A 23,856-nucleotide genomic window follows, 5' to 3' on the forward strand; every position below is an offset into this window, starting at 1 on the left:
TGTTGGCGGTGATGCGGTCGGGTGCGGCGTTCGTTCCGATCGACACCTCGTATCCGGCGGACCGGATCGCGTTCATGATCGAGGACGCCTCGCCCGTACTCGCCTTGGTGGACGACTCGACCCGCGACGCGGTCCCGGGCGTTGCGCATCTGTCGATGGCGGAGTCCCACGAGGCGGCGGACGTCGCGCTGCCGGAGATCAACGCCGCACAGCCCGCCTACGTGATCTTCACGTCGGGTTCGACGGGCCGCCCTAAGGGTGTGGTGATTCCGCATGGGGCGTTGACGAACTTCCTTTCCTCGATGCAGGACCGGTTCGGTCTGGACGCCGGGGATCGGCTCCTGGCGGTGACGACGGTCGGGTTCGATATCGCGGGCTTGGAGTTGTTCCTGCCGCTGGTCACGGGTGCGGGTGTGGTGCTGGCGACCGGCGACCAGGCTGCTGACCCTGGTGAGTTGGTGGAGTTGGTCGCCCGCCACGGTGTGACGGCGTTGCAGGCGACGCCGGGGTTGTGGCGTGCGCTGGTCGAGCACGATGTCTCGGCGTTCTCCGATGTCCGGGTGCTGGTGGGTGGTGAGGCGCTGCCTTCCGATCTCGCCGGTCAGTTGGCCAAGGCCGGGCGTTCGGTGACGAACTTGTATGGGCCGACGGAGACGACGATCTGGTCGACGGCTGACGAGGTCGAGTCCTCGGACTTCTCGATCGGTCGTCCGATCGGCAACACCCAGGTCTACGTGCTGGACGCGGGCCTGTCGCCGGTCGCGCCTGGTGTCGCGGGTGAGCTGTACATCGCGGGTGATGGTCTGGCGCACGGCTATCTGAATCGTCCGGCACTGTCGGCTGAGCGTTTCGTGGCGTGCCCGTTCGGGGCCGCCGGGACGCGCATGTACCGCACCGGGGACCTCGCCCGCTGGACCAGCGACGGCGAACTGGAGTACCTCGGACGTCTCGACCACCAGGTCAAGATCCGCGGGTTCCGGATCGAACTCGGCGAGATCGAAACCGTCCTCGCCACCCACCCGCAGGTCTCCCGCGTCGTCGTGGTCGCGCGGGAGGACGCGGTGGGCGCCGCGCGCCTCGTCGCCTACGTCGTCCCGGAGGAGTCCGTGGACGAGCAGGACCTGCGCCGCCACCTCGGCGCCGCGCTCCCGCCCTACATGGTGCCGTCGGCGTTCGTCATGCTGGACGAGCTGCCGCTGACCCCCAACGGAAAGATCGACCGCAAGGCGCTGCCCGAGCCCGAGTTCGGCATGGTGAAGGCCGGACGCGAGCCCAGGTCCCCCCGCGAGGAGATCCTGTGCGGGCTGTTCGCCGAGGTGCTGGGCCTGCCGAAGGTGTCCATCGACGACGACTTCTTCCAGCGCGGCGGGCACTCGCTGATGGCGCTGCGGCTGATGAGCCGGATCCGGTCGACGCTCGACGTCGAGCTGCCCATGCGGCGGCTGTTCGAGACGCCGACCGTGGCGGGCCTCGCGGACGTCCTGGAGACCGCCGGCGGCGCGCGGACGGGCATCGTCGCGGGTCCGCGCCCGGCGCGGCTCCCGGTGTCGTTCGCGCAGCGCAGGCTGTGGTTCCTCCAGCAGCTGGAGGGCCCGAGCCCCGTCTACAACGTCCCGACGGCGCTGCGCCTGTCGGGCGCGCTGGACCGCGCCGCGCTCCAGGCCGCGCTGGGCGACCTCGTCGAGCGGCACGAGACGCTGCGGACGGTGTTCGCCGAGGACGCCGAGGGCCTGCACCAGATCGTCCTGGAGGACGTCCGGCCCGAGCTGGTGGTGGCGCGGACGACCGAGGAGTTCCTGGACCGCGACCTGGAGCGCGCGGCGGGCCAGCCGTTCGATCTGTCGGCGGAGATCCCGCTGCGCGCCGGGCTGTTCGAGCTGGGCACCGACGAGCACGTGCTGCTGCTGGTCGCGCACCACATCGCGAGCGACGGCGGCTGGTCGGCGCCGGTCATGATCCGCGACCTGACGACCGCCTACACCGCGCGCACGGCCGGGCGGGCGCCCGGCTGGGAGCCGCTGCCGGTGCAGTACGCCGACTTCACGCTGTGGCAGCGCGACCTGCTCGGGTCCGAGGACGACCCGGACAGCGTCGTGTCGAGGCAGGTCGCGTTCTGGCGGGACGCGCTCGCCGACCTCCCGGCGGAGCTGACGCTCCCGGCCGACCGTCCGCGCCCGCCGATGCCGACCTACCAGGGCGGGACCACCCCGGTCATGCTGCCGGCCGACCTGCACCGCCGCCTGGTGGAGCTGGCGCAGGCCCGGCAGGCGAGCCTGTTCATGGTCGTCCAGGCGGGCGTGGCGGCGCTGCTGTCGCGGCTGGGCGGCGGCGAGGACGTGCCGATCGGCACGCCGGTCGCGGGACGCACCGACGACGCGCTCGACGACCTGATCGGGTTCTTCGTGAACACGCTGGTGCTGCGCACCGACGTGTCCGGCGACCCGACGTTCGGCGAGCTCGTGGACCGCGTCCGCGAGAGCGACCTCGCCGCCTACGCCCACCAGGACGTCCCGTTCGAGCGGCTGGTCGAGGTGCTGAACCCGGCGCGGTCGATGGCCCGGCACCCGCTGTTCCAGACGATGATCGCGTTCAACAACGTGGACCAGCAGGCGACGATGGGCGGGACCGTCCGGCTGCCGGGCCTGAGCGTCGCCTCCCAGCAGGTCGGGGCCAGCGGCGCCCGGTTCGACCTGCTGTTCGCGCTCGGCGACGCCTACGCCGCCGACGGCTCGCCCGCTGGGGTGAAGGGCCACCTGGAGTACGGGTCGGACCTGTTCGACCCCGAGACCGCGCGGGCGATCGCCGAGGGCCTGGTCCGCGTCCTGGAGTCGGCCGCCGACGCGCCCGACACCCCGGTCGGCGACCTGACGCTGCTCGACGAGGCCACCCGCGACCGCGTGCTGGTCGAGTGGAACGACACGGCGCGTCCGGTGCCCGAGGCGAGCGTCGCGGAGCTGTTCGAGCGCCAGGCCGCCGCCACCCCGGACGCCGTCGCGCTGGTGCACGGCGACACTTCGCTGACCTACGCCGACCTCGACGCGCGCGCGAACCGGCTCGCCCGCCACCTGGTGGCGCGGGGCGTCGCGCCGGAGCGGTTCGTGGCGGTGGCGATGCCGCGCTCGCACGAGGCGGTCGTCGCGCTGCTGGCGATCCTCAAGGCCGGGGGCGCCTACCTGCCGGTCGACCCGGGCTACCCGGCCGACCGGATCGCGTTCATGCTCGCCGACGCCGACCCCGTGCTCGTGCTGACGGCGCGCGCGACGGCCGGGCTGGTGGACGGCGGCGGCCTCGTCCTGGACGACCCGGACGTCGCGTCCGCGATCGCCGCCGAGCCCGCCGCCCCACCGCGGCGGAACGGGGAGCCGCTGCCCCGCCACCCCGCCTACGCGATCTACACGTCCGGGTCCACGGGACGTCCCAAGGGCGTCGTGGTCGAGCAGCGCGGCGTCGGGGAGCTGGCCGCGTGGGCCGCCGCCGAGTTCGGCGGGCGGCTCGGGCACGTGCTCGCGACCACCTCGCTCAACTTCGACGTGTCGGTGTTCGAGATCTTCGGCCCGCTGCTGTCGGGCGGGACCGTGGAGATCGAGGCGGACCTGCTCGCGCTGTCCGGGCGGCCGCGCACCGCGACGCTGGTCAGCGGCGTGCCCTCGGCGTTCGCCGAGCTGATCGCCGGTGGGCTGCTCGACACGTCCGCGGACTGCGCGGTGCTCGCGGGGGAGGCGCTGTCGGGCAGGGCGGCGGCCGAGATCCGCGCGGCCGTCGGCGCGTCCCGGATCGCGAACATCTACGGCCCGACCGAGGCGACCGTCTACGCGGCGGCCTGGTACTGCGACGGTCCCGTCACCGGCACGCCGCCGATCGGGCGGCCGATCGACAACACCCGCGCGTACGTGCTGGACGCGCGGCTGCGCCCCGTCCCGCCCGGCGTCGTCGGCGAGCTGTACCTCGCGGGCGGCGGGCTCGCGCGCGGCTACCTGAACCGGCCGGGCCTGACGGCGGAGCGGTTCGTCGCCGACCCGCTCGGCGGGCCGGGGGAGCGGATGTACCGCACCGGCGACCGCGTCCGCTGGACCCGCGACGGCGAGCTCCAGTACCTCGGGCGCGTCGACCACCAGGTCAAGGTGCGCGGGTTCCGGATCGAGCCCGGCGAGATCGAGGCCGTGCTCACCGCGCACCCCGGCGTCTCGCGCGCCGTCGTGGTCGAGCGCGAGGACCAGCCGGGCGACCGCCGCCTGGTCGGCTACGCGGTCGCGGCCGAGGGCATGGCGCCCGACCCGGCCGCGCTGCGCGACCACGTGGGGCTGTCGCTGCCGGAGTACATGGTCCCCTCGGCGGTCGTGCTGCTGGACGGCCTGCCGCTCACGCCCAACGGCAAGCTCGACCGCGCCGCGCTGCCCGCGCCCGAGTACGCGGCCGCCACCTCGGGGCGGGAGCCGCGCACGCCCGGCGAGGAGGTGCTGTGCCGCCTGTTCGCCGAGGTCCTCGGCCTGCCGAGGGTCTCGGTGGACGACGACTTCTTCGCGCTCGGCGGGCACTCGCTGCTGGTCACCCGACTCGCCGGGCGGATCCGCTCCGAGCTGGAGATCGAGGTGTCGGTCCGGCAGATCTTCGACGCGCCGACCGTCGCCGCGCTGGCCGCGACGCTCGACGAGCTGGGCGGCGCGCGGGCCCCGCTGACCCGGGCCGTCCGCCCGGACCGGCTGCCGCTGTCGTTCGCGCAGAACAGGCTGTGGCTGCTGCACCGCATCGAGGGCCCGAACCCGACCTACAACCAGCCGGTCGCGGTCCGGCTCACCGGCGCGCTGGACGTGGAGGCGCTGCGCGACGCGCTCGCCGACCTCGCCGACCGGCACGAGAGCCTGCGGACCGTGTTCGCCGAGGACGCGAGCGGCCCGTTCCAGCGGATCATCGGCGCGGGCGAGGCCCGTCCCGAGCTGAGGGTCACGGCCGCCGCCGAGGACGAGCTGGACGCGGAACTGCGCCGCGCCGCCCGCGTCACGTTCGACCTGGAGACCGACCTCCCGCTGCGGGCGCATCTGGTCGAGACGGCCCCCGGCGACCACGTCCTCCTCCTGGTCGCGCACCACATCGCGACCGACGGCTGGTCGATGCCGCTGACCGTGCGGGACCTGATCACCGCCTACACCGCGCGGTGCGCGGGCGGGGCCCCCGCGTGGGCGCCGCTGCCCGTCCAGTACGCGGACTACACGCTCTGGCAGCAGCGGACGCTCGGCTCCGAGGACGACCCGGACAGCCTCGTCTCCGCGCAGCTCGCCCACTGGCGCGACGCCCTGGCCGGCCTGCCCGAGGAGCTGCCGCTGCCGTTCGACCGGCGGCGTCCGGCGACGCCGTCGCACCAGGGGGAGCGGCTCCGGTTCGAGGTGCCCGCCGACGTCCACGCGGGCCTGAACGAGCTGGCGCGGCGGCACCGCGCGAGCCTGTTCATGGTGGTGCAGGCGGGCGTCGCGGCGCTGCTGTCGCGGCTGGGCGCGGGCGAGGACGTGCCGATCGGCACGCCGGTCGCCGGCCGCTCCGACGACGCGCTCGACGACCTCATCGGCTTCTTCGTGAACACGCTGGTGCTGCGCACCGACACGTCGGGCAACCCGACGTTCGGCGAGCTGCTCGACCGCGTCCGCGAGGGCGACCTCGCCGCGTTCGCCAACCAGGACGTGCCGTTCGAGCGGCTCGTGGAGGTCGTGAACCCGGCGCGGTCGATGGCCCGGCACCCGCTGTTCCAGACGATGATCGCCTTCAACAACAACGACGCGCGCGGGCTGGAGGACTCCGGTCGGCGGCTGCCCGGCCTCACCGTCGCCGGGCACCCGGCCGCCACCGGCGTGGCCCGCTTCGACCTGCTGTTCGTGGTCGAGGAGCGGCGCTCGGCCGAGGGCGGCATCGGCGGGACGCTGGAGTACAGCGCCGACCTGTTCGACGCGGAGACCGCGCGGGCGATCACCGACCGGCTCGTCCGGCTGCTCGCGCAGGTGGCCGAGCGCCCCGACGCGCCGCTCGACCGGATCGAGGTGCTGGACGAGGGGGAGCGGCGCCGCGTCCTGCACGACTGGAACGCCACCGCGCGCCCGGTCCCCGCGCGGCTGCCCGTCGAGCTGGTCGAGGATCGGGTCGCCGCCACCCCCGACGCGATGGCGGTGGCGACCGACACCGGCCTGCTCACCTATGCCGAGCTGGACGCCCGCGCTAACCGGCTCGCGCACCTGCTGGCCGGCCGGGGCATCGGGCCCGAGCAGGCGGTCGCGATCGCGCTGCCGCGCGGCCTCGACCAGGTCGTGGCGGTGCTGGCCGTGCTGAAGACCGGCGCGGCCTACCTACCGCTCGACCTCGGCTACCCGGCCGACCGGATCGCGTTCATGCTCGCCGACACCCGTCCGGCCTGCGTGATCACGACGGCGGACGCGGCGCTGCCCGGCGCCGGCCTGCCCCGCGTCCTGCTCGACGACCCCGCCCTGCTCGCCGGGCTCCCCGAGCACGCGCCGGACGGCGCCGCCCGGCATCCCGCCCACCCGGCCTACGTGATCTACACCTCGGGCTCGACGGGACGCCCCAAGGGCGTCGTCATGCCGTCCGGCGCGCTGGCCAACCTCGTGGCCTGGCACAACGCCGAGGGCGGCGGCCCCGGCACGCGGGTCGCGCAGTTCGCGGCGCTCGGCTTCGACTCCTCCGCCCGGGAGATCCTCACCGCGCTCGCCGGCGGCAAGTGCCTGATGATCATGGACGAGGACGTCCGGCGCGATCCGCGCGCGCTCGCGCACTGGCTGGAGCGGCACCGCGTCCAGGAGATCCGGATGCCCAACGTCATGCTCGCGGCGCTGTGCGAGGCGGCGGCCGAGGACGGGCTCACCCTGCCCGACCTGCTCGACCTCGGGCAGGGCGGCGAGGCGCTGCGGCTCACCCCGCAGGTCGGCGCGTTCCTGCGCGCCGTCCCCGGCCGGACGCTCCGCAACAACTACGGCCCGAGCGAGACCCACGCCGTCACGACCGCCCCGGTCGACCCCGGGTCCGGCGCGGACGCGCCGATCGGCCGGCCGATGTGGAACACGCGCGCCTACGTGCTGGACGCGGCGCTGCGCCCCGTCGCCCCCGGCGTCGCGGGCGAGCTGTACATCGCGGGCGACGCGCTCGCGCGCGGCTACCTGAACCGCCCGGGGACGACCGCCGAGCGGTTCGTCGCGTGCCCGTTCGGCGGCCCCGGCGAGCGCATGTACCGGACGGGCGACCGCGTCCGCTGGACGCGCGGCGGCGACCTGGAGTTCCTCGGCCGCGCCGACGACCAGCTCAAGATCCGGGGCTTCCGGGTCGAGCCCGGCGAGATCGAGGCCGCCCTCGCGGCGCGCTCGGACATCGGCGACGCCGCCGTCGCGGCGGCGGGCAGCCCCGCCCGCCTCGTCGCCTACGTCGTCGCGCGGCCCGGCGCCGCCCTCGACCTCGCCGCCGTGCGCGGCGGGCTCGCCGCGCGGCTGCCGGACTACATGGTCCCCGCCGCGTTCGTGGAGCTGGACGCGCTGCCGCTCACCCCGAGCGGCAAGCTCGACCGGCGCGCCCTGCCCGAGCCGCAGGACGACGTGGCGCCCGGACGCCCCGCGATGAGCCCGCACGAGGACCTGCTCTGCGGCCTGTTCGCCGAGGCGCTCGGGCTGGAGCGGGTCGGGCCCGAGGACAACTTCTTCGAGCTCGGCGGCCACTCGCTGCTCGCCGCGCGGCTGATGCGCCGGGTCGAGGCGACGCTCGGCGTCAAGCTCGCGGTGCGGCGGCTGTTCGAGGCGCCGACCGCCGCGGGGCTCGCCGACGTGATCACCGCCGACCACGCCTACGACTCCTACCAGGTCGTGCTGCCGCTGCGCAGCGCGGGGACGCGGCCGCCGCTGTTCTGCGTCCACCCCGCGTCCGGGCTGAGCTGGTGCTACTCGGTGCTGCTGCACCACCTCGGCGCCGAGCACCCGGTCTACGGGTTGCAGGCGGTCGCCGGGGACGCGGGCGGCCTGCCCGGCACCGTCGAGGAGATGGCCGCCGGGTACGTCGAGCGCATCCGCGAGATCCAGCCCGAGGGCCCCTACCGGCTGCTCGGCTGGTCGTTCGGCGGCAACGTCGCCTACGCGATCGCGACCGAGTTGCAGAGCCGCGGCGCGGAGGTCGAGCTGCTCGCGCTCGTCGACTCCTACCCGAGCGGGCGGGACCGGGGCGTCCCCGAGCCCACCGAGCGCAGCGTCGTGGAGATGATCCTCAAGGCCGTCGGCTTCGACTACGACGAGAGCGACCTGGAGGCGGGCCGCTTCCCCGTCGAGCGGTACCTGGAGTACCTGCGGCAGGAGAACAACTCGGCGGGCTACCTCGACGAGGACGAGCTGTTCGCGATGAAGGACGTGTTCCTCAACAACGCGCGGCTGCTGTGGCACTCCACGCCCGGCCGCTACCAGGGCGAGGTGCTGTTCTTCGAGTCCACGGGCCCGCTCGGACGGGACCTGTGGGAGCCCTACGTGGACGGCGCCATCGACGGCCACGACATCGACCGGGGCCACGAGGAGCTGCTGACCGCGCCCGAGTCGGTGGAGCGGATCGGCGCCGAGCTGTCCCGCCGCCTGCGATGAACCGAGAACGGAAAGGAACCCCAATGAAGGACGGCACGAAGGAGCCCGTGCGGATCGCCGGATGGTCGGGGCCGCGCAACATCTCCACCGCGTTCATGCGGGCCTGGGAGAACCGCGAGGACACCGTCGTCGTGGACGAGCCGCTCTACGCCCACTACCTGGCCGCCACCGGCCTCGACCACGTCGACGCCGACAAGGTGATCGCCGAGGGCGAGCCCGACTGGCGGGCGATGGTCGACAGGCTCCTCGGGCCGGTCCCGGGCGGCCACCCCGTCTACTACCAGAAGCACATGGCGCACCACCTGCTCCCGGGCATGGACCGCTCCTGGATCAAGGAGCTGACCAACGTCATCCTGATCCGCGACCCGCGCCAGGTCGTCGCGTCCTACGTCAGGACGGCGATCAAGAACGCGGAGCTGGCCGTCACGCCCGAGGACATCGGCGTCCCGCAGCAGGTGACGCTGTTCGACGAGCTGACCGAGATCGGCGCCCGGCCCCCCGTCGTGGACGCGATGGACCTGCTCAACGAGCCCGAGACCGTGCTGCGGGCGCTGTGCGACCACGCCGGGATCGAGTTCACCGACCGGATGCTGTCGTGGCCGCCCGGCCCGCGCCCGACCGACGGCGTCTGGGGCGCGTCCTGCTACGACCGCGTCTGGAAGTCCACGGGGTTCGAGCCCCACCGGCCGCGCGCCGGAGAGCTGCCCGCCAGCGCGGAACGCACCGTGAACGCCTGCCTGCCGCACTACGAATATCTTCTGGAAAACCGAATCAAAGTCTGAGAAGAACAGCAATAGACCCGATATAGAAATTATCTAGCGCGGCCTGAATAAAATGGCATCGCAGGTGTGATGTGCGAGCGCGAGAGGAGAGCGCCTAAATGACGAATCCGTTCGAGGACGCGGACGGCAGGTACCTGGTGCTGGTCAACGACGAGGGCCAGCACTCGCTGTGGCCGGCGTTCGCCGAGGTCCCGCAGGGCTGGAGCGTGGCGCTGCCCGAGACCGGCCGCCAGGAATGCCTCGACTACATCAACGAGAACTGGACCGACATGCGTCCGAAGAGCCTCGTCGCGGCCATGGAGCGTGGCTGAGATCGGGCGGCGGATCGAGCCGGACAGCGGAGGGACGGCGCGGATGAACCACCCCACAGCGCTCGCCGACAGCGTGGCGGAGTACGAGGCGAACGGCTGCGTCGCGGCGGGCCGGCTCGACACCGCCACCGTGGACGAGCTGCGCGCGAGCATCGACCGGATCAGCAAGGAGACGCGCCCCGAGGTCGTCTACGAGGCGGGCGGCGACGTCGTCCGCGCGCTGCACGGATGCCACCGCTTCGACGCCGCGTGCGCCGAGCTGGTGCGGCACCCGATGCTGCTCGACCTCGCCGAGGCCGTCCTCGGCGGCCCGGTCTACGTCTACCAGTTCAAGGTCAACGTCAAGCAGCCCCGCGAGGGCAAGGAATGGCCCTGGCACCAGGACTACCCGTTCTGGCACCACGAGGACGGCATGCCCGCGCCCCGCGCGCTCAACATCGGGATCTTCCTGGACGACGTCCACGAGGACAACGGGCCGCTGACCGTCCTGCCCGGCACCCACCGGCTCGGCATCATCGAGTCGCCGGGCGCGGTGCCCCCGGCCAAGGGCGGCGACTGGCGCGACCACGTGTCGGAGAAGCTGACCTACACCGTGGACGACGCGCGGGCGGCCGAGCTGGAGCGCGACCACCCGAGCCGCGCGCTGCTCGGCCCGGCGGGCACCGTGGTCGCCTTCCACCCGAGCCTGCTGCACTCCTCGACCAACAACCCGTCCGAGACGCGGCGGGCCCTGCTCCTGATCACCTACAACGCGGTGGACAACGTGCCCGCGCACGTCACCCGGCCCGAGTTCCTCGTGGACCGCGACACCACCCCCCTCGAACGGCGCTGAGGGACCCATGCCCCTGATCCCGGTCAACGGCGTCCGGCTCCACTACCTCGACGACGGCGACGGCGAACCCGTCGTGATGGTCATGGGGACGGGCGGCGGCGCGCGGGCCTGGCACCTGCACCAGGTCCCGGCGCTCACCGCCGCGGGCTACCGGACGATCACGCTCGACAACCGGGGCATCGCGCCGAGCGACGAGTGCGCGGAGGGGTTCGGCGTCGACGACCTGGTCGGCGACGTCGCCGCGCTGATCGAGGCGCTGGAGCTCGGGCCGTGCCGCCTGGTCGGGACGTCGATGGGCGCCTACGTCGTGCAGGAGCTCGCCCTCGCCCGTCCCGACCTCGTGTCCCGGGCCGTGCTCATGGCGACCCGGGGCCGCGGCGACGAGATGCGCGACGCGCTCGCGCGGGCCGAGGCCGAGCTCTACGACTCGGGGGCGGCGCTGCCGCCGTCCTACCTCGCGGCCGTCCGGGCGGCGCAGAACCTCTCGCCCCGCACGCTGGACGACCCGCAGGCCGTCCGCGACTGGCTGGACGTGTTCGAGGCGACGCCGCCCGCCGGGCCCGGCGTGCGCGCCCAGCTCGGGCTGGAGCCGATCCCCGACCGGCTCGCCGCCTACCGGGCGATCGCCGTGCCCTGCCACGTCATCGCGTTCGCCGACGACCTGCTCACCCCGCCGCACCTCGGCCGGGAGCTGGCCGCGACGATCCCGGGCGCCACCTTCGAGCTGATCGGCGGCTGCGGCCACTACGGGTACCTGGAGGACCCCGAGGCGGTCAACAAGAGCGTCATCGAATTCCTCCGCGCGCCCGTATGAATTCACAATGACAGCCCTGTCAGTAAATGGAGGATGTTCCCATGTCCGAAAGCCGTGAATGGCGCCCCCTGGAGGTCCACGCGGACGCGGAGGGCCTGCCGTCCGGCGCGGACGGTGTGCTGGAGTACGTCCGGTCCGGGGACTTCGGCGACCTGCTGGTGAAGTCGAAGGCGGTCGTGTTCCGCGGCTTCGGGCTCGCCGAGGACACCCTTGAACCGGTGATGGACGAACTGCTGCCCGGCCGCCTCGCCTACCTGCACGGGACGTCCCCCCGAACCAAGGTGGGCGACAACGTCTACACCTCGACGGAGTACCCGCAGGAACTGACGATCTCGATGCACAACGAGCTGTCGTACGCGCACAGGTGGCCGTCGCGGCTCATGTTCTGCTGCACGACCACGCCCGGCAGCGGCGGCGCCACGCCCGTGGTCGACGGCGTCCGCTGGCTCGGGTCGCTGGACGCCGAGGTCCGCGACGCGTTCGCGGGCGGCGTCCGCTACACCCAGAACCTGCACGACGGCCTCGGCCTCGGGCTGAGCTGGAAGACCACCTTCGAGACCGAGAGCCGCGAGGAGGTGGAGAAGTTCCTCGCCGACACCGAGGCGGAGTGGGAGTGGCGGTCCGACGGAACGCTGCGGATCGTCCAGCACCGCCCGGCCACGATCCGCCACCCCGTGACCGGCGACGAGGTCTGGTTCAACCAGGCCGACCAGTTCCACCCCGCCGCGCTCGGCGACGAGACCGCCGCCGAGCTGGCCGAGATCCTCCCGCCGGAGGAGCTGCCCCAGTCGGTCACCTACGCCGACGGGACCCCGATCCCCGCGGAGCACGTGATCCACGTCCGGGACGTCGCGCTCGACGTCGCGGTCGACGTCGACTGGGTCGCCGGCGACCTCATGATCATCGACAACGTCGCCGTGGGCCACGGTCGCCGCCCGTTCACCGGGGACCGGCGGGTGCTGGTCGCCATGTCCTGACCCACGCCCATCTCGCGGGAGACCTCCATGGACCTCAGCCTGTTCTACTTCGCCAACGACAGCACCGCCGCGAGCGGCGGAGGGCGCTACGACCTCCTGATGGAGGGCGCGCGCTACGCCGACGTGCACGGCTTCTCGGCCGTGTGGACGCCCGAGCGGCACTTCCACCCGTTCGGCGGCTCCTACCCGAACCCCTCGGTGCTCGGCGCCGCCGTGGCCGCCATCACCGAGAACGTCGCGATCCGCGCGGGCAGCGTCGTCTCGCCGCTGCACCACCCGCTGCGCATCGCCGAGGAGTGGTCGGTCGTCGACAACCTCTCCAACGGCCGCGTGGGCCTCGCCTTCGCCTCCGGCTGGAACGCGGTCGACTTCGCGCTCGCGCCCGGCGCGTACGAGGGGCGGCGGCAGACCGTCGTCGACTCCGTCCACACCGTCCGGAAGCTGTGGCGCGGCGAGAGCCTGGCCGCGACCGACGGGCGCGGCCGCGACATCGAGGTCCGCGCCTACCCGCCGCCCGTCCAGGACGAGCTGCCCGTCTGGGTGACGGCCGCGCGCGGCATCGACACCTTCCGCGCCGCCGCCAAGCTCAAGGCCGGGGTGCTCACCCACGTGCTCGGGCAGACCCCCGCCGAGCTGGCGGCGAAGATCGCCGAGTACCGCCGGGTCGCCGCCGCCGAGCACGACGGCTGGCAGGGGCACGTCGTGCTGATGCTGCACACCCTGCTCGGGGACGACCTGGAGCAGGTCAGGCGGCATGTCGACGCGCCGTTCCGCGCCTACCTCAAGAGCTCCCTGCACCTGTTCGCCTCCTCGCTGGTCGGCGGCGAGATCGACGTGTCCACGATGAACGCCGACGACGTCGACTTCCTCATCGAGAAGGCCTTCGAGCGCTACTTCCCGACCGGCGGCCTGTTCGGCACCATCGAGCAGGCCGTCGAGGTCGTCGAGATGGCCGCCGGGATCGGCGTGGACGAGCTGGCCTGCCTGATCGACTTCGGCGTGGACGGCCTCGCCGCCCTCGCCGGCCTCGAACACCTCGGCAAGCTCCATTCGGTGCTGCCCCGGGGATGAGCAGGGACAGCACCCGAGGTGCCCGCCGCCGCACCCGCGCAACCCGCGGGAGCGGCGGCGGCGACGGGCTCCGCCCGCTCCGGAAGAACAGGGACTACCGCCTCCTGTGGAGCGGGGCCTGGGTGTCGTTCCTCGGCTCCCGGGTCGCCCAGGTCACCTATCCGCTGCTGGTCCTGTGGGCCACCGGCAGCGCCGCCTACGCGGGGATCATCGCGTTCGCCGCGTCCGCCCCGAACCTCGTGTTCCAGCTCCCCGCCGGGGCGCTCGTCGACCGCTGGGACCGCAAGCGCGTCATGATCGTGTGCGCGCTCGGGCGCTTCCTCGTGCTCGGCAGCGTCCCGCCCGTCCTGCTGGTCGGGAAGATCAACCTGATCCACCTGGTCGTGGTCGTCTTCGTGGACGGCTCGCTGACCATCTTCTACACGCTGGCGGAGCGGGCCATCATCCGCCAGGTCGTGGACCGCCGCCAACTCCCCGACGCGCTCTCCCAGAACGAGGTCCGCAGCCGCGTCGCCGGCCTGGTCGGCGGGCCGCTCGGCACGTCCATCTTCGGCCTCGCCAAGGGCGTGCCGTTCATGGTCGCGACGCTCGCGCACCTGATCTCCGTCCTCGCCATCATGCGGATCCGCGCGAAGAAGCCGGAGAAGGCGCCCGCGAAGCCGCAACCGCAGCAGGCCGCACCGGCCGCCCCGGCCGCCCCCGCCGCGCCGGCCGCGCAGCAGAAGGCGCCGCAGAAGAAGCCGTCGCTGATGTCCGACATCCGCGAGGGCATCGTCTGGCTCTGGCGGCAGAAGACGCTGCGCATCGCGATCCTCCTCTACTCGATCACCAGCGCGCTGTTCCCGTTCATCAGCCTCGGCGTCCCGGTCATCCTGGTCGTCGAGGAGGGGCGCGGCCCGGCCACCGTCGGCGCGGTCTCGGCGGTCAGCAGCATCGGCGGCATCATCGGGTCGGCCGCGACGAACTGGCTGATGAAGCGGTTCGGGATCCGGCCGCTGTTCATCGGCGTCCACGTGAGCTGGTTCCTGCTGATGGTCGCGATGGCGTTCGCCCGCACGCCGATGGCGATCGGCGCGGTGTTCGCCGGGCTCAACGTCGTCACCGCGCTGTTCGGCGTGGTCGGCGCCGTCTACCAGATGAAGGTCACCCCCGCCGACATGCAGGGCCGGGCGGGCGCCACCGTCGGCCTGCTCGTGCTCGGCGCGACCGCGCTCGGCTCCCTCGGCGCCGGGTTCGCGCTGGAGGGCCTCGGCTCGGTCCACACCATCTGGGCCGTCAGCGGCGTCATGCTGTTCCTGACCGTCATCGCGATCGTCAGCCCGGGGCTGCGCGCGGGCGCCAGGGACCCCGCCTTCACCGTCTACGCGGGACGGCACCGCCGCGAGGAGCGGGCCGAGGAGATGGACACCTACCTCACCCAGGCCCGGACGCTGCGCGTCCCGGTGTCGGCGGAGAGCCTCACGATCCCGCTGAAGCTCCCCAACCTCGGCGCCGCCCACCCGTTCGCGCCGCCGCCCTACATCCCCAACCAGCACGACCCGTCCGACCCCAACGCCACGCGCTGGGACATCCCCGTCATCAGGCCGCCGCAGCGGCCCGCCGAGGAGAAGCGCGTCGCGGGAGGCCCCGCCCCGCCCCCGGAGCGCCCGGAGTCCCCCGAGCCCGCGGACTCCGGGACCTACCGCGCCGACCCGGCCAAGACCACCACGCGGAGCGACATCCCGCTGCCGCGGCGCCGTCCCCCCGGTGACATGGAGCGCACATGAGCAACCTGACGACCCGGACGAGCGCCCCGGCCGACGAGTTCCGCGAGGTGATGTCGCACGTCGCCAGCGGCCTGGTCGTGATCGCGGGGCTGCGCGGCGGACGTCCCGCCGGGCTGACCGCCAGCAGCTTCTTCTCGGTCTCGATGCGGCCCCGCCTCGTCGGCTTCTGCGTCGCGACCGCGTCCCGCACCTGGCCCGGGCTCGCCGGGGACGGCGGCGCCCTGTGCGTCAGCCTGCTGGCGCGCGACCAGCGCTCGGTCGCGGACGCGATGGCCAGCCGCGACCCCGACAAGCACACCCGCGTCGAGTGGACGCCGTCCCCGGCGGGCCGCCCGGTCGCGGCCGGCGCCATCGCGGCGATCGACTGCGAGGTCGCCGCCGCCGTCCCCGCCGGGGACCACCTCATCGTGACCGCGCTGGTCGGCGCGATCACGCACTACGGCGAGCGGGAGCCGCTGCTCTACCACCGCCGCGGCTACCACGGCCTCGGCCCGAGGCTCCCCTAGGAGGACGGGCCCGGAAAGTGAGGAACCGGTCAGGGGCCCGAGCCCCTGACCGGTTCCTCGCGGCGGAGAGGCGCCGCTTGGGGTGGGTCCTAGCAGACGGCCGTCAGGCGGACGTCGGCGATGTCGGGCAGCGGCGGGCAGGGGCGCAGCGACCCGACGCCGCTGACCGCGCGCTCCCGCCCGAACTCCCGGTACAGCTCGTGGAACCGGTAGCGCGGCATGCCCGATATCGGGCAGATGCCGACCTGGAGCATCCAGGCGTCCACGAGCGACTCCACGATCTCCTCGGCGGCGTCCTCCGGGACGTCCAGGACGAGCGCGGCCGTCCGGGCGGAGAACTCCTCGGCGTCGAGCAGGCTCAGCAGCGCGAACGCCTCCCGCGCCGGCTCTTCCAGGTCGTCGTAGTCGGCCTGGATGCGGGCGCGCAGGTCCATCCGGCCGTAGCGCAGTTCGTCGAGCCTGCTGCCGGACGCGGCGATCCGCTGCGCGACCATCGCGAGGCTCCAGTGCGGCTTCGCGCACAGCCGGGAGCCGAGGATCCGCAGCGCCAGCGGGTGCGCGCCGCACAGGTCGACGAGCCTGCGGGCGCTCTCGGGGTCGCGCCCCACCCGCTCCTCGCCGACGATCCGGCTCAGCATCGCCACGCCGCCCTCGGCGCCGAGCGTGTCCAGCCGGATCGTCCGGACGGAGGCGTGGGTGGCGAGGTCCCGCCGGGTGGTGACGATCGTCCGGCACTCCTGGCCGCTCGGCAGCAGCGGCGTCACCTGCATCTCGTCGACGGCGTTGTCGAGCACGACGAGCACCCGGCGGTCGGCGACGAGGCTCCGGAACAGCTGCACCCGCTCGGCGAGCCCCTCCGGGATCTCCTGGTCGGACATGCCGAGCGCGCGCAGGAACGACAGCAGCACCGCCGCCGGGGGGACGATCCGCCCCTCCGCCGTGACGAGGTCGCCGTAGAGCTGCCCGTCGGGGAACTGGTCCTGCGCGGCGTAGGCGGCGCGGACGGCGAGGGCCGTCTTGCCCGACCCCGCCATCCCGGTGATCTGGAACGTGGCGGGGGCGGAGTTGTCGCGCGAGGTCAGCAGGTCGAGGAGGCCGTTCAGGACCTCCGTACGCCCGGCGAAGTCGACGGCGTTGGGCGGCAGCAGCCGCGGCCGGGCGGGCCCGCGCCGCCCGCCGACCCGCGCCGGCTCGCCGCCCGGGACGTGCTTGAGCGAGGCGTCGCTGGTCAGGATCGCCTGGTGGATGTCCATCAGGGCGGCGCCCGGGTCGATGCCGTACTCCTCGGCGAGCATCCGCCGGCCCTCCTGGAAGACGGCCAGCGCGTCGGTCTGCCTGCTGCTCCGGTACAGCGCGATCATGAGCTGGCCGCGGAACCGCTCGCGCAGCGGGTACTCCGACACCAGCCCGGTCAGTTCGGAGATCAGCCGAAGGTGGTCGCCGAGCGCGAGGTCGGCGTCGATGCGGTGCTCCAGCACGGCCATCCGGGCCTCGTCGAGCCGGGGCAGCTCGGTCTCGGCGAGGAACTCGGTCACGTTGGCGAGGGCGGGCCCGCGCCACAGCGACAGCGCCTCCCGGAACCGGATGCTCGCCTCCCGGTAACGCGTCTTACCAAGATCCTCGACGCCCGCCTCCGACAGCCGGAGAAAGCGCTCGTGGTCGAGTTCGGAATGGCCGATCCGCATCATGTAGCCGGGCGGCTTGCGGGCGATGCTCACCTCCGACCCCAGATACTTGCGGAGTCGGGACACGTAGGTGTAGATCTGCGCGCTGGACGTCGCCGGAGGGTTCTCCCCCCACAGCAGCGCGCTCAGCCTGTCGTCCGGAAGAATGCCCTCCCGCGCGAGGAGCAGGGAGGCGAGGACGGTCTTCTGCTTGGCACCGTCCAACGCGATGAGGCGCCCATCGCGGCGAGCTTCGATGGAGCCGAGAATGCGAAATTCCACGCTGAATCCCCCAGTAGTAGTTCCTGTCGACGGAGGTGGGTCGGCGCCCGCGTCGCCCGCACACTGGGCGACGTCCGCGCGGACGCCTTCACTTCCGTCCACCGGCGGCCGGCGTCCCCGCCCGGCCTCCGGCTCCGGTGCCCCCGGCCCGGTCGCCGCCGTCCGCGACGTCCTCGGCCGGGTCACCGCCTTCGGTGCCCCGTACACCGTGTCCTGCTCGCTTCACCCCTCGTCGCCGCGCCGAGGCATGCGTCGGGCCTCGGCTCTCTCGTGTTCTGTCTTGTGCTGCGTTCTGGTGACCACTGCGTTTCAGTGACCACCGTGTTCCGGTGAGTAGTGTGTTCGAGCTGCGTTGTGTTTCGGTTGGAACCGTGTTTCAGACTGTGCTTACCTGCGCGGCCGCGGGGGAGCCGCAGTGCCTCCGGACGCGCGGGGGAGGGGCGGGCACGGCCGCCTCCCCCGGAGCCCTCGCCGGATCCCAGGCGACGTCAGGACGTTCCGACCGGCGGCGCCCACCGGGACGACCCGGGGGCACGGCGGGGAACGGCGGCGCGTCGCGGGGAGCACGAAGGCGACTGCGCGGTGACGACTCTGGCGGAGGGCACACCCCAAGTGTCGCGGTCGTCCCTTACAGATCGCTTACCACCGGGACGCGCGGCGCGTCCGAACCCGGTCACACGCCGTCGAGCAGGGCTTTCACGTTCTCGGCGGCACCGGTGTCCTCCAGCCGCTCGAACATGCCGAGCGCCTCGCGCCACACCTTCCCGGCCGCGTCGTCCGCGCCGGTGCCCCGGTAGGCGTGGCCGAGCGCGGTCAGGGCGGCGGCGAGGAACGCCTGCCAGCCCCGCGCCCGCCACAGCCGCACCGACTCCTCCAGCGCGTCCACGGCCTCCGCGGGGCGGCCCGCGGCCAGCTCCAGCTCGCCGAGCACCTTCAGCGCGTCGGCGAGATGGTGGTTCATCCTGTACCGGCGGCTGATGGAGATGACCGTGCCGATGGCGGGACGCACCCGGGGGTCGTCCGTCGCCGCGTACAGCTTCCCGAGGTACAGCAGCGAGAACGCCTCGGCGTAGCGGTCCTGGAGGGCGTGGCAGAGGTCCAGCGAGCGCACGAGCAGGTCGTGGCCCTCGCCGACCCGTCCGGTGAGGCACTGCGCGACGCCGAGGAACTGCATCGCGGTCGCCTCGACCCGGGGGTTGCCGAGCAGCCGGGCCAGCTCCAGGCTGCGGGTCAGCTCGGCGGCGGCGGCCTCCGCGTTGCGCTCGCCGTAGGCGAGGCCCATCAGATGGTGGGCGCGGGCCTCGCCGCCGAGGTGGTCGGTCTCGCGGGCCAGCTCCAGCGCCCGCCGCGCCGACTCCATCGCCCGCGCGGGCTCGCCCATGGCCGCGAGGCCCCAGCCGCGCATGACCAGCGCGTCCGACATCCCGCGCCGCTCCCCGGCCGCCTCGAACAGCCGGAGCAGCTCGCCCGCGCCCTCGTAGAGGTTGACCATCGCCTCGCCCGGACGGTCGGCCGCGAGCCACGTCGTCACCTCGATCAGCCCGCGCGCCAGCACCGCCTCGCCGAGGACGTTGCCCGCCGCGCGGCAGACCCGCGTCGCGCGCTCGTGCATCAGCCGCCAGCCCGACGCCATGCCCTTGATGTCGAGGTACTTCTCCTGGGACGCGGCGAGGTCCCAGGCCAGCTCGTCCAGGCCGAGGTCGCATGCCTGGAGCACCCCGGCCGACAACGCGTCCCGCTCGGCGTCGAACCAGGCCATCGGGTCGGCCAGCAGCCGCTCGGCGGCCGCGGCGGGCAGCGGCACCCGCGTCGCCGTCCCGTGGATCAGCGCGTAGCAGGGGCCGGGCACGCGCTCGGCGGCGCGCTCGGTCAGCCACAGCCAGCCCCCGAGCGCGCGCCGGACGGCCGCCGCGCGGGTGTCGCCGTCCTCCTCGCCCGCGGCCAGCTCGCGCGCGTAGAGCCGCACGAGGTCGTGGTAGCGGAAGCGCGGCGCGCCGGTCGCGTCGATGTCCGCGACCGTGAGCAGCTGCGCGTCGACCAGCGCCTCCAGATGGTCGCGGCCGGTCTCGAACGGCACCTCCAGCACCGCCGCCGCGACCCAGTCGGCGAAGTCGGGGGCGTCCAGCAGCGCCAGCAGCCGGAACAGCCGCCGCGTCGCGGCGGGCAGCCGCGCGTAGCTCAGCTCGAAGCACGCCCGCACCGCGAGGTCGCCGGTGCTCAGCTCGTCGAGCCTGCGGCGCTCGTCGCGCAGCGCGGAGGCGAGCTGCTCCAACCGCCAGTGCCGCCGCCCCGACAGCCGCGCGCCCGCGATCCGCACGGCGAGCGGCGTGTAGGCGCACAGCCGCACGATCTCGGCGGCCGCCTCGGGCTCGGCGGCGAGCCGGGCGGGCCCGATGATCCGGCCGAGCAGCCGCACCGCCTGCTCGGAGGAGAAGGCGTCCAGGTCGGCGGACGCGGCGCCGTCCAGCCCCGTCAGCGGGACCCGGCTGGTCACGATGGCCGCCGAGCCGCTGGAGCTCGGCAGCAGCGGCCGCACGTCCCGCTCCGACAGCGCGTCGTCGAGCACGACCAGCACGCGGCGGCTCGCGAGCAGGCTGCGGTACAGCGCCTCGCGGTGCTCCTCGGACGGCGGGATGTCGCGCCCCGCCATGCCGAGCGCCCGCAGGAAGCCCTCCAGGACGCGGCCGACGCAGGCGTGCCCCCCGTCGGGCGTGCGCATCCTCGCGTACAGGGTGCCGTCGGGGAACGTCGCGGACTGCGCCTGCGCGACGTGCAGCGCGAGCGTCGACTTGCCGACCCCGCCCATCCCGGTGATGACCGTCACCGACGGCGTGCGGCGGCGGGCGAGCGCCTGCGACAGCGCCCGCACCTGCTCCTCGCGGCCGACGAAGTCGGGCACCGGCGGCGGCAGCTGCGCCGGGACCGGTACCGTGGGCGCGCGCTCGTCGTCGGCGGGCTCGCGCGGGCGCGGCGCCTCGGCGGTCCGCCCGTCGCGGCTCAGCGCCGACAGGTACACCCGGTGGACGCGCTCGCCCGGCTCAACGCCCAGCTCCTCCACGACCCGGTCGCGGAAGACCCCGTAGCGGCTGAGCGCCTCGGCGGCCCGCCCGTCGTGGGTCAGCAGCTCCAGCAGCCGTCCGGCGAGGCCCTCGTGCAGGGGATACGCCTCGGCCAGCGCGGTGAGCCGTCCGATCGCGGTGCCGGGACGCCCCGCCGCGAGCGCGAGCCCCGCCAGCTCCATCGCCGCCGACTGCACCTCGTCGTCCACCGACCGGAACAGCGGGTCGGCGAGGTCGGCGGCGGCGAGGTCGGCCAGCACGGGCCCGCGCCAGGGCGCGAGCGCCGACTCCAGCGACCGGAGCCGTTCGAGCACCTGCCGCGCCTTGGTCGCCCGCCGCACCGACGTCCGGAAGCGGCCGAGGTCGACCGCGCCCTCGGGCAGCCGCAGGTGGTAGCCGACGCCGTCGTTGGTCAGCGTCCAGGTGGACTCGGTGGACGGCCCGAACCGGCCGAGCCAGCGCCGCAGCCGGGAGACCGCCACCTGGACCGCTCCCGGGCCGACGCGCTCCGCGCGGTCGTCCCAGACCAGGTCCATCAGCCGGGCCGTGCTCAGCGGGCGGTCGCCGGCGATCAGCAGCGCGCCGAGGAGCCCCCGCAGGATCGGTGAGCGCGGCGGCGGCACGGGGGCGCCGCGCGCCTCGATGCGCAGCGGGCCGAGGACCTCGAAGCGAACGGCCCTCGTCGAGGTGTCGGGGGTCGTATCAGTGGTCGTGGCGGGGGGAGCTTCATCGGGTCTCACCTCTGGCATGCCAACCCGTGTCTTTACACACCGACGGCCGCGTTCCAGCGCTGTCGCGGATCCGTCCCTGTATAGCATGGCGCGATGTCCGATTTCGGGGTTGCGGCCACGGAGGAAACGACCTCATCGGCCGTCCGTTCCGACCGGAGCGGGGTTTTCGCGGTCTATGCGATCTATGCGGCGGAAGGACTGTCGTTCGCCGCGGTGACCTCCCGCGCCCCGGAGATACAGCTGGCGCACGGGCTGAGCGACGACGCCATCAACCTCCTCGTGGCGTGCGTCCCGGCGACGGCCATCGCCGGGGGCCTGCTCGCCGCGCGGGTGGCGGCGCGCTTCGGCCCCGGCCCGCTGCTGCGGTGCGCGCAGGTGCTGTTCCACGCGTCCGTGCTGGCGGTCGGAGTGGTCCGCGGCGTCCCCGCGCTGGTCGTGACGCTGGTCGCGCTCGCGCTGTCGGTGGGGGCGCTGGACGCGGCGATGAACGCGCAGGCCGTCGCCGTCCAGGCGCGCGCCGGGCGCAGTGTGGTCAACGGCTTCTTCGCGGTGTGGAGCGCGATGGGCATCGCCGGATCGCTGTGGATCTCGCTCGCCAACGGCACCGGCGTCTCCCTGTCCGCCGGGTTCGCGCCGCCCGCCGCGCTCGGCCTGCTGGTGGCGCTCGCCACCGTCCGGTTCCGGCTTCCCGCCGAGGACGGCGCGGCCGCGCCCGGCCTGGAGGAACCCGCCTGCCAGGCCGTGCCCTGGCGCCCGCTCCTGGTGATCGGGGGCGTGCTGGCCTGCGCGTACGTGGCCGAGGGCGCGGTCATGGGGTTCGCCGTGAAGTACGTCCAGGGGGACCTGCGCGGCTCGGCCGCCGTCGCGCCGCTGGCGATCGCGGCGTTCGCGCTGACCACCGTGCTCGGCCGGTCGCTGGCCGACCGCGCGATCGGCCGCTGGGGCGTGCCGAGGCTGGTGCGGGCGGGCGCGCTCGTCACGACCGCGGGCCTGCTCGCCGTCGCCGCCGCCCCCGGCCCGGCGGTCGCCATCGGCGGGTTCGCGCTGGCCGGACTCGGCCTCTGCTCGATGGCGCCGAGCGCCTACGCCGCCGCCGGACGGCACGACCCCGGCGGCCGGGGCGTCGCCGTGGCCCGCGTCGGCATCTTCAACTACATCGGGTTCGTGTGCGGCACCGCGATGGTCGCGGCCGTGCATCCGCTGTCGGGCTACCGCGCCGGATACGCGGTCGCCGCGGTGGCCCTCGTCGTGGTGGCGGCCCTCGCCGGACGCCTCGCCTCCGGCCCGCTCCAGCGGCACCGGCGGTTGGCGACGTCCTGATCCCGTGACCATCACCGCCGCCTTTCCACTTGTCGCACGCCTATGGTTCCGCCGAAGAACAAGGGAAGCACGCGGAGAAACGCTCGCGCTATATTGGTGCTATATTCACTGGTGGTCAGCGGTGCTTCCCGGGTGCGGGCGGCGGGCCTTCTGAATGGCCCGTATATAGCCTTACCGAAGTGAATTCAATACTCCGCTGGAACGATTCTCGGGTACCACCTAGGTCGTATCGAATCGTGTTTTGTCGGCCGTGGTGACGAGGAAATCAGTAGCCGCGGGGTGGATGCCGGGGACGGCGCGGATACCTAGCGTGTCGGGGGAGCAGCCATCTCTCGCCGAAGGAGCCACCGTGACCAGCGCGTATGCCAGCCCGCCCGGCGGATACCCCCCCGCCGCCGCGCCGCCCGCGCCGCCGGCCGTGGTCGCGACCGAGGTGTCGAAGGTGTACGGCTCGGGCGACGCGGCCGTCCACGCGTTGCGCGGGGTCAGCGTCGGGTTCGCCCGGGGCGTGTTCACCGCGATCATGGGCCCGTCGGGGTCGGGCAAGTCCACGTTGATGCACTGCCTGGCGGGGCTCGACACCGTCAGCGGGGGCCAGGTCCGGCTCGGCGACTCCGAGATCACCCGGATGAGCGACAAGCAGCTCACGCTGCTGCGCCGCAACCGGATCGGCTTCATCTTCCAGGCGTTCAACCTGCTGCCGACGCTGACCGCCGAGCAGAACATCAAGCTCCCGCTGGAGCTCGCGGGGCGCGCGCTCGACCAGCGCTGGTTCGAGCAGGTCGTCGAGGTCGTCGGGCTGCGCGACCGGCTGAACCACCGGCCGAGCGAGCTGTCGGGCGGCCAGCAGCAGCGGGTGGCGTGCGCCCGCGCCCTCGTCGCCCGGCCCGAGGTCATCTTCGCCGACGAGCCGACCGGCAACCTCGACTCCCGCGCGGGGGCGGAGGTGCTGGGCTTCCTGCGCGGGTCCGTCCGGGAGATGGGGCAGACGATCGTGATGGTCACGCACGACCCGGTCGCCGCGTCCTACGCCGACCGCGTGGTGTTCCTGCGCGACGGGATGGTCGTCACCGAGCTGACCCGGCCGACCCCCGACGCCGTCCTCGACACGCTCAAGCGCCTGGGGGCCTGAGCC

At 73.8% G+C, this 23,856-nt stretch carries 13 protein-coding genes (1 of these 13 only partly in view); 11 read left to right on the top strand and 2 right to left on the bottom strand.

Going from position 1 to position 23,856, the window contains the following annotated elements; all coding sequences use genetic code 11:
• The 9 genes from GNZ18_RS09520 to GNZ18_RS09560 all read left to right on the top strand — a co-directional run.
• On the top strand, window positions 1-8,606 hold the 3' portion of the coding sequence (locus tag GNZ18_RS09520) for a non-ribosomal peptide synthetase (RefSeq protein ID WP_156215884.1). The gene continues 1,591 nt to the left of window position 1, outside the view; only the last 8,606 of its 10,197 coding nucleotides appear in the window; its start codon lies beyond the left edge, outside the window; the stop codon is at window positions 8,604-8,606.
• A gap of 23 nt (window positions 8,607-8,629) precedes the next feature.
• The gene (locus tag GNZ18_RS09525; protein WP_156215885.1) at window positions 8,630-9,388 is read left to right on the top strand and encodes a sulfotransferase-like domain-containing protein; all 759 of its coding nucleotides are present in this window, start codon (window positions 8,630-8,632) and stop codon (window positions 9,386-9,388) included.
• A 98-nt stretch (window positions 9,389-9,486) separates the two neighbouring features.
• Window positions 9,487-9,699, top strand: a complete 213-nt coding sequence (locus tag GNZ18_RS09530; protein ID WP_156215886.1) for an MbtH family protein — start codon at window positions 9,487-9,489, stop codon at window positions 9,697-9,699.
• Window positions 9,700-9,742: 43 nt separating this feature from the next.
• Window positions 9,743-10,531 (top strand): phytanoyl-CoA dioxygenase family protein, encoded by a 789-nt coding sequence (locus GNZ18_RS09535; protein ID WP_156215887.1) that lies wholly within the window; start codon window positions 9,743-9,745, stop codon window positions 10,529-10,531.
• A gap of 7 nt (window positions 10,532-10,538) precedes the next feature.
• Window positions 10,539-11,345 (top strand): alpha/beta fold hydrolase, encoded by an 807-nt coding sequence (locus GNZ18_RS09540; RefSeq protein WP_156215888.1) that lies wholly within the window; start codon window positions 10,539-10,541, stop codon window positions 11,343-11,345.
• A gap of 41 nt (window positions 11,346-11,386) precedes the next feature.
• Window positions 11,387-12,322, top strand: coding sequence for a TauD/TfdA family dioxygenase (locus GNZ18_RS09545; protein WP_156215889.1), 936 nt, complete (start codon window positions 11,387-11,389; stop codon window positions 12,320-12,322).
• Window positions 12,323-12,349: 27 nt separating this feature from the next.
• Complete coding sequence (locus tag GNZ18_RS09550) at window positions 12,350-13,393, top strand: MupA/Atu3671 family FMN-dependent luciferase-like monooxygenase (protein WP_156215890.1); 1,044 nt, start codon at window positions 12,350-12,352, stop codon at window positions 13,391-13,393.
• Window positions 13,390-15,159: an MFS transporter gene (locus tag GNZ18_RS09555; RefSeq protein WP_156215891.1), complete on the top strand. Its 1,770-nt coding sequence runs from the start codon at window positions 13,390-13,392 to the stop codon at window positions 15,157-15,159. Before GNZ18_RS09550 ends, GNZ18_RS09555 begins: the two co-directional genes overlap by 4 nt.
• The gene (locus GNZ18_RS09560; RefSeq protein WP_156215892.1) at window positions 15,156-15,665 is read left to right on the top strand and encodes a flavin reductase family protein; all 510 of its coding nucleotides are present in this window, start codon (window positions 15,156-15,158) and stop codon (window positions 15,663-15,665) included. Before GNZ18_RS09555 ends, GNZ18_RS09560 begins: the two co-directional genes overlap by 4 nt.
• A gap of 89 nt (window positions 15,666-15,754) precedes the next feature.
• On the opposite strand, the gene GNZ18_RS09565 is transcribed toward GNZ18_RS09560, so the two are convergent.
• The gene (locus GNZ18_RS09565; RefSeq protein WP_156215893.1) at window positions 15,755-17,611 is read right to left on the bottom strand and encodes an AfsR/SARP family transcriptional regulator; all 1,857 of its coding nucleotides are present in this window, start codon (window positions 17,609-17,611) and stop codon (window positions 15,755-15,757) included.
• Window positions 17,612-18,284: 673 nt separating this feature from the next.
• Window positions 18,285-21,410: an AfsR/SARP family transcriptional regulator gene (locus GNZ18_RS09570; protein ID WP_173390705.1), complete on the bottom strand. Its 3,126-nt coding sequence runs from the start codon at window positions 21,408-21,410 to the stop codon at window positions 18,285-18,287.
• Window positions 21,411-21,614: 204 nt separating this feature from the next.
• Between GNZ18_RS09570 and GNZ18_RS42000 the strand changes: the two genes are divergently transcribed.
• Window positions 21,615-22,721: an MFS transporter gene (locus GNZ18_RS42000; RefSeq protein WP_173390706.1), complete on the top strand. Its 1,107-nt coding sequence runs from the start codon at window positions 21,615-21,617 to the stop codon at window positions 22,719-22,721.
• A 349-nt stretch (window positions 22,722-23,070) separates the two neighbouring features.
• Window positions 23,071-23,853, top strand: coding sequence for an ABC transporter ATP-binding protein (locus tag GNZ18_RS09580; RefSeq protein ID WP_312874403.1), 783 nt, complete (start codon window positions 23,071-23,073; stop codon window positions 23,851-23,853).
• Window positions 23,854-23,856 lie beyond the last annotated feature (3 nt).

This window comes from Actinomadura litoris, assembly GCF_009733595.1.
GTDB classification, from domain to species: domain Bacteria; phylum Actinomycetota; class Actinomycetes; order Streptosporangiales; family Streptosporangiaceae; genus Spirillospora; species Spirillospora litoris.